7 protein-coding genes are annotated in these 6,606 nt (G+C 58.9%); 1 reads left to right on the top strand and 6 read right to left on the bottom strand.

What is annotated here, in order from left to right:
* A partial coding sequence (locus ABJK56_RS08680) for a hypothetical protein (protein ID WP_347244272.1) occupies nucleotides 1-2,243 on the bottom strand: 2,243 nt, incomplete at its 3' end.
* Complete coding sequence (locus tag ABJK56_RS08685; protein ID WP_347244273.1) at nucleotides 2,240-3,076, bottom strand: hypothetical protein; 837 nt, start codon at nucleotides 3,074-3,076, stop codon at nucleotides 2,240-2,242. The genes ABJK56_RS08680 and ABJK56_RS08685, both read right to left, overlap by 4 nt.
* A gap of 85 nt (nucleotides 3,077-3,161) precedes the next feature.
* Here ABJK56_RS08685 and ABJK56_RS08690 point away from each other — a divergent pair, with 85 nt between their 5' ends.
* Nucleotides 3,162-3,332, top strand: a complete 171-nt coding sequence (locus tag ABJK56_RS08690) for a hypothetical protein (protein ID WP_347244274.1) — start codon at nucleotides 3,162-3,164, stop codon at nucleotides 3,330-3,332.
* A 393-nt stretch (nucleotides 3,333-3,725) separates the two neighbouring features.
* Here ABJK56_RS08690 and ABJK56_RS08695 read toward each other — a convergent pair whose 3' ends face one another.
* From ABJK56_RS08695 to ABJK56_RS08710, 4 genes are all read right to left on the bottom strand, one after another.
* Nucleotides 3,726-4,577: a hypothetical protein gene (locus ABJK56_RS08695; protein ID WP_347244275.1), complete on the bottom strand. Its 852-nt coding sequence runs from the start codon at nucleotides 4,575-4,577 to the stop codon at nucleotides 3,726-3,728.
* A 139-nt stretch (nucleotides 4,578-4,716) separates the two neighbouring features.
* Complete coding sequence (locus ABJK56_RS08700; protein WP_347244276.1) at nucleotides 4,717-5,733, bottom strand: hypothetical protein; 1,017 nt, start codon at nucleotides 5,731-5,733, stop codon at nucleotides 4,717-4,719.
* 86 nt (nucleotides 5,734-5,819) lie between these two features.
* On the bottom strand, nucleotides 5,820-6,128 hold the full coding sequence (locus ABJK56_RS08705; protein WP_347244277.1) for a hypothetical protein: 309 nt from the start codon (nucleotides 6,126-6,128) through the stop codon (nucleotides 5,820-5,822).
* Nucleotides 6,129-6,195: 67 nt separating this feature from the next.
* A partial coding sequence (locus ABJK56_RS08710) for a hypothetical protein (protein WP_347244278.1) occupies nucleotides 6,196-6,606 on the bottom strand: 411 nt, incomplete at its 5' end.

Below are 6,606 nucleotides of genomic sequence, written 5' to 3' on the forward strand. Positions count from 1 at the left end.
TGCCGGGGGGCGGGGTCCCAGATCTTGACAGGAACTGTGTAAGTGATTCCCCCCGTCGCAAACACCGCACTCCCGCGAGCGCCGAACCACAGAATGCCATCGATGTCTGACGTCATTCTCAGACACTCGCTGACATTGTGCTCCACGCACTCGCAGGCCAGCCGTTTGGGAGCCCGGACGCATCTTCCTTCGTCCGTGTAGCGGTCATTCATCAGTGGCAGTTCCTCCTTGCCGGGCACATACGGATATTCGGGACAGCCGGGCGTGCCGGGACGACCGCCGATAGACTTCGGCCCGAATCTCCATTCCCCTTCGATCCCCTGCCACCTGACCTGTCCACAGACCAGATGCTCCGACACATTCACCGTGCCGGTAATGGTGTCGCCCCCTGGAACTGTGACCGTGAAGACAGGGGAACTGACAGTGCTGAATCTCAGGCCCAGCCGGAGGGGGACATCGGTCGGGACACTCACGCTGCCCCCATTCGGCACGTAAGACGGGATAACCTGGGGGAAATTCGGCCGGGCCGACAGCTCAATCTCGCCATCCCAGGAATAGGTGGCGGTGATGGGCAGAAGGGTAACGGACGCCTGGGCCGTATCACCGACATAGCGAACGTATTGCACCTGGAAAGAAGCGACGGAATGATTCTCCACATTAATCGCATCCCCAAGCGCAGCCGCCACAGAGGGCCACAGGGCACCCAGATCCCTCACCTGGTGTCTGACAACCCAACTCCGATCGTTGCCCGCCATGTTCGTAACGTGCCATTCATGGATTACCCGCGCTGTCTCTGTATAGTCGGTCCCTGGACATATGCGGTACTCGATCGGGTTCCACCGGGCACCAAACTCCCCCGGCCCCCGGTCCGTGTACACTACCACTCGCACCGTGTACCGGTCACCGGGCTGGGGGGAAGAGATGCGCAGGGGAGGGAGATCGAGAGAAGTTGTCGTGTTTCCCTCAACGGTTCGATCCATGGTGAGGGCAATCGTATATTTCTTCGCCTGGCTGCTGGCCACGGCAACCACGACCGTGTAGGTCTTGGGACTGTTCGAGTAGTTGTGCAGGGTAATGCTGGGGATGTTCACCGTCAGCACCTCTGAAGTACTACCCTCCTGTACAAACAGAACCACATCCGACCCCCTGCGGGTTGTGGAGATGGTTTCGTCCGACCCGAGGCTGAATGCGAAGGAGCGGTTGTTTCCGGCGAACCATCGCAACCGGCTATCCGGCCCACTTGGCGGTGCGAGGGAGAAATCGGAGACTGCGTAGGTCAAATCGCTGGCTGTAAACGTCCCAACCTGCGCCCACACGTTCCTATTCTCGTCGGTCGCACCGAACGACTCGCCCATGATGATGTCACCGTCTTTGTCCAGCACGATCCCCGCGTAGGAGAAATCAATGCCCAAAGGATTCGGATAAAATTTCCCCATCGTGTTTGCCGTTCCAGATGCCCTCACAGCAACGGGAGAGTTCCAGAACTTGTAGCCCCCATTTTCCCAGAACCCGCATGCCCCGAAGCCCATCATGACCTTGAACTGGTCGTCACATACAGACAGAACCGTGAGATCGCCGACGTCCTCCGTATTGCATGGTATGATAATGAAACGCCGGTCGCCCGTTTGGGTTGCGATAGCAGGAGCTGCGACCCTCCAGGCGGGCACCAGCTCATCCCCAGATCTATAACTGGGGTTGGCGGGAACGCCCATCCCCAGCGGGCTGTCACCCCCTGTCAGGCTTGTGCTGCTCGTGTTCAGATGGCTGTTCAGGTCCAGGCACTCCACCCTGTTTCCTTTCAGGACGCATAGTTGCCCGATGTTGTTGCTGTTGAACCTTACCGGGTAGGGGGAACCTAAGAGGTTGGCATAGCTGGCCTTGACGTTGTACACAAGACACGGCCAGACTTCAGCACCATACGTCACTGCATACAGCTCATCCAGTTGTCCCAAACGCCAGTGTCCGATGCTGGCTGGGTCCGGATGATTCGTGAAAGTAAGGTCGTCGTATCGAGTACCATCTATGGCTATGGACGCATGTGTCATCACCGCAAAGGATGAAGGATCGATACGGCTTTCCCACTCGCTTCTGGCCCAATGCCAGCCCGCCCGGTCGAATGGCCCGACCTCTATGTATGCGCCGGATTGGGCATGGCCGGGTACGGGGAGAGACGAGGGCACCGCCAGCAGCAGCGCTGCCAACATCAACACGCACAGCATTCTTGTCATTTTTGTTGCTCTCATTTCAACACCTCCCAATCGCAGTCAATGGTTTCGCCCGTCCGCATGTCGATGCAGACGGACGGGTCTTTGTCGCCGTAGAATACAATGTACTCCTTCCAGGCCCGCCAGCCGACCAGGGGATCGACCGGGGACTCCCGGCATATTTTTTGCCCCTGGTGTTCCCAGCAAAACTGCGACACGATGTACGCGTCCGACGCACAGATAATGTACGGACGCTCCCCGTTGGTCGTGACGTCCACAATAACCAAGTCTTCATCGAATGGACAGGGGTCTGCGTGCTCATACCCCTGGCCGTTTATCAGGCACTCAGCAAACGGTTCCGGGTGGGGGACCACATAGACGGTGCTCCCCCAGTGTTCTACCGTCAACGTGTAGGGTTGGGTTACGGGCAATCCCATCCGAATTTCCGTGCAGGAGTCCACCCACCAGGGCCAGGAGATGATATATCGGTTCCCCTCATCGTCCCGCGCGACGCACTGATTGACCAACGTCTCCGTGTAAGCCCCGGTAGGCCTGTACACAGTACACACCCCCCACCGCCCCGGGTAAATGACACTATCCCGGGCGAGGAACTTCTCCGGAGAGAAAGGGATCAAGGCGGGCCTGTAGTCCAGCCGAACGACCGGCAGGGTGGGAGTGGTGACCTCAACCTGCCCCGAGGAGACGGGGGGAGAGGTCACCCACACGATGACCGGAGATGCTGGTGGGGGGGGTGTCGTCTCTTTTTGCATGTAGAGGAACAGCCCCAGCAGGGCGAACAGGACAACCGCGCCCCCTACCGCCGCGACGATCAACCGCCTTTTGGCCCGTGACCTGTGATTTTCTTCCTGCATCTTTCCTCCTCATCAAGGCATCACAGCCTGGGCGGAAAACCGGACCGAGAATGGTTGCCCCCCCCGATCCCGCCCGAAGGGGGCAATGATTTCTATGTTGCAGACGGTGCCTGCGCAATCCATGTACGCCTTGGTTTGGGGTGGCCAGAATGGGAAATTGCTCGTGATCGAGTATCGCCCACTTCGGCAAGGCAGGGAAAAGTATCGCTCGTCCCAACGATACAAATTGGCGCAGGTCAACGGAGGTGGAGGATAAACGAGTGAAAGGGACGGGCTCAGGGAATAAATCTGCCCGCTCTGCTCGTCGACCGCGAAAGCGAAATATGACGGGGCCTCGTACCCCCTCGGGCAGGACATGCCACTACTCATCCAACATCCCGGACTCCAGGCCCCCGTGCTTTCAACCGATGGGATCAGGCGAAAGGTAGAGGCCATTGTACTCGCTTCCCTCACCCTCTGCTGATAGTCTTGGATAGAGGGCAGGGTCGTCAGCACTCCGATCAAGACAGCTGCAAAGACCATCATATACGCGCTGAACTCCACAAGAACAGAACCCCTTTTTTTCATCAGAAGAAACCTCCTTTCCACGCGCACCCGCTGGTATTCCGAAGTGTCTTCGTGCGCCCCAGGGAATTCCCGGCGGAGTCGATCATCCCCCTTCTCCCACTACCAGTGTCCGCCCGTAGAAGGGAGTGGTGATCGTAATGGTGGGAATTCTACCCAGGGAGTACGGTGACACCCCACAGTCTAACATCTCTCCGTCGCTGGCCGAGCAGCCCCATCCCCCGGAATAGGACGACACGCTGAACGAAATGCCGATGGGCACCCGATTGGGCCCCAACCCCGCGGCTCCCATCGCGGCCTGTCCCAGAGAGGCCGCGTAGAACACATCGAGAGTTTCTGCCATCTGCTCTACCGCCATAACGCCAAACATGATCCACGGGCCGGAGGTGAGCGCGTACTCGATCAGCGCAGTGCCTCTCCGCCTGCCGGAATTTCTCCGGCGGGGGAGAAGCAGAAGCGGGAACAAAACCGGCGGGGAGGAAGGGCGGGGAGGGGAGATGAATGCCCACTCGCCGTATCGCCGGTTGGTGGTGTACGTAAAGGTAGTATGGACTTCTATGTCGCCCAGGAACGGGATCGAGATGGCGCGCAGATGGATATCGGATGTGCACGACAGGGGCATAGAAGTATCGTACATGGAGATGGGCTGCAGCCTGATCCCCCTTCCATCCCACCCCATGGTCGTACGCCCCACTGTTACGCTCATTCTGGGCAGAGGGATGCGGGAGCCCGTATAAGGGATATGCCCCCCCCATCTCCCCCGGATGTCGGGGGACTCGGCATACAGCTCGCAAATCCCCACCGTGCTGATTCTGGCCAGCGCGTACTGGCTGCTCATCAGCATGGAAACCAGTGACGCAATGACGGCCAGAAGGAGCGTGGAATACACCAGTGCAAATTCTACCAACACCTGACCTCGCTTTTTTGACCTCTGCATCAGACCTCCTTGGCGAACATGCCCGGCAGATTTCCCGCTTCGGGTCGTCCTGTATTTTGACCGTAACAGTCCCATCCTATATTATATCGCGCCCGGCTGAAGGCCTTGCGGCCCGCGACCTGCGACAGGGGGTCTCCGGTCACCGGCAACTGATATGAAACATCGCGGAGGCGTCGAACGTCTCCCACCCCTGGCCGGGGCCGGCGACGGTGAACACATATATCCCATCCAGTCCGATTCCTCTGCGGGAGGCGATCTCCAGTGCGTCCCGAAGCATTGTGGCGTATTGTGCGGGAGAAACAGGCGGTTGACAACTTCTCCATCCCAGGTGTGGGTTCCATCCCCAGTACGGGGATGTCTGGAATTGACACACCCCGCCTTCCGTCGCAATATATCGCACACCTCCTGCCCCTCTGGCAAAATTCCATGTCAAAGGAAAATCTGGGCCAGAGCAGGGAAAATACAAATGCACGCCGACCCTTCCGTCCACCGAGGCAATGTACTGCATCAATTCCCTCGTTTCGGCCAGACGCGCATCTTCCGGCGTGGGTGCCCCAACCGGATAGTTGAACACGACCGGTCGGATGCCCATCTTCACCAGCTCGGCAGCAATCAGACGAGAAACGCGCGCCACTCGTCTCTGCCGATCGAGATCCCCGTTCCCGGAAGCCTCGTTGAAAATCTCCACGGCATCGATCCGGTCCCTGCATCGGGATGTAGCATTCAGGAATATGCGCATCCATTCCTGCGCTGCTTCTTCGTCGGTCAGTGGTGAGTCCAGGACCCATTCGGTGTCGTACAGCCTCAGGAGCACGAAGGGGTCACCCACAACGTTCTCCAGGGCCTCGCAACCGAAGACCTTGACGGCCGGGACGTCGATCTTCTCCCTCGGCTGGCATTGCAAATGAGGGAAGACCCCCCGGGGCACCTCCTGTCTGTATATGGATGGGGTTGGGGTGGGAGTTGGAGTGGGTGTGGGTGTGGGGGTGGGGGTAGGAGTGGGGGTGGGAGACAGATAGACCTGAACCGGCCGTGCAGGCCACAGCGAGACAACCCTCTCGGACGAAACCGTGATCATGGGGGGAGGAGGGAGGAGGGCCGCCCGAGCAACCACGAGAAACAAAAACAAGATAGCATGCCGGACTGCTTGCGGCATGCTATCCAGAGACCCCTCCGACTTGTCGTTACGGTGATGGTGAGTGCCCGGCACTTCACCCCCACTCATCGCAATGGTGTCGGAGATTACGGCAACGGCTGAGAGGGAATGGTCGTGATGTCCCGGATGAGATCTGCCAGCCGTTGCAGGAAACTGAGCCGGATGTATGTCCAGCTGGCCTGAGGAAGGACTTTCTCTTCCTGCCACCGGATAACCACATATGCGATTACCCCGGCGAGAATCAGGACCAGCAGCGTCTTCAGTGCGTTGGTAGAGTTAGCAGTGCGGATGGCAGAAACCAGGCTATATACGTACTGGAATACGTTGCCAAACGCGCCAGCAATGGCATACAAAACAACCAGCAGCAGTACAAGTTTCTGGATTGCTTCGATCATCTTGCGTCCTGCGCCTTTGCGACCCACGCCCTGAGACGTGCTCCCTGCGTCCTGCGGCCTTGAGCGATCAGGGACAAATGGCCCGACCTGCCACCAGTTGCGTCGCGAGGTTTAAGATGGAAATGACGCCGGAGAGAGCCAGGCCGGACAGGGCGGAAGCCACTGCTGTAACCAGGTCCCCCGCGTTGCCTCCTGTCAGCATCCCACCCACCAACACCAGGGCCAGCCCTGTGGTCGGGGAGAGATTGGCGATGTTCAGCGTGAAATTCGCGTCTTGACGCTGCTGACTCCCGCTAAATTTGCCGAGGATTCCGCGTGCCAGCTTGAAACTGGCCGCTAAGAAGCTTTCGCCCAGCATGCTGATCAGCGACAACCCTCCGACGATCACCGCGACCGTCCCCAATATGGGATATACCCCGGGCACCAGGAAAAACGAGACGAGGCCGCAGTTCACGCTGCAGAAGTCAGAAGCCAGCCC

This window comes from Thermogutta sp., assembly GCF_039793925.1.
GTDB lineage: Bacteria > Planctomycetota > Planctomycetia > Pirellulales > Thermoguttaceae > Thermogutta.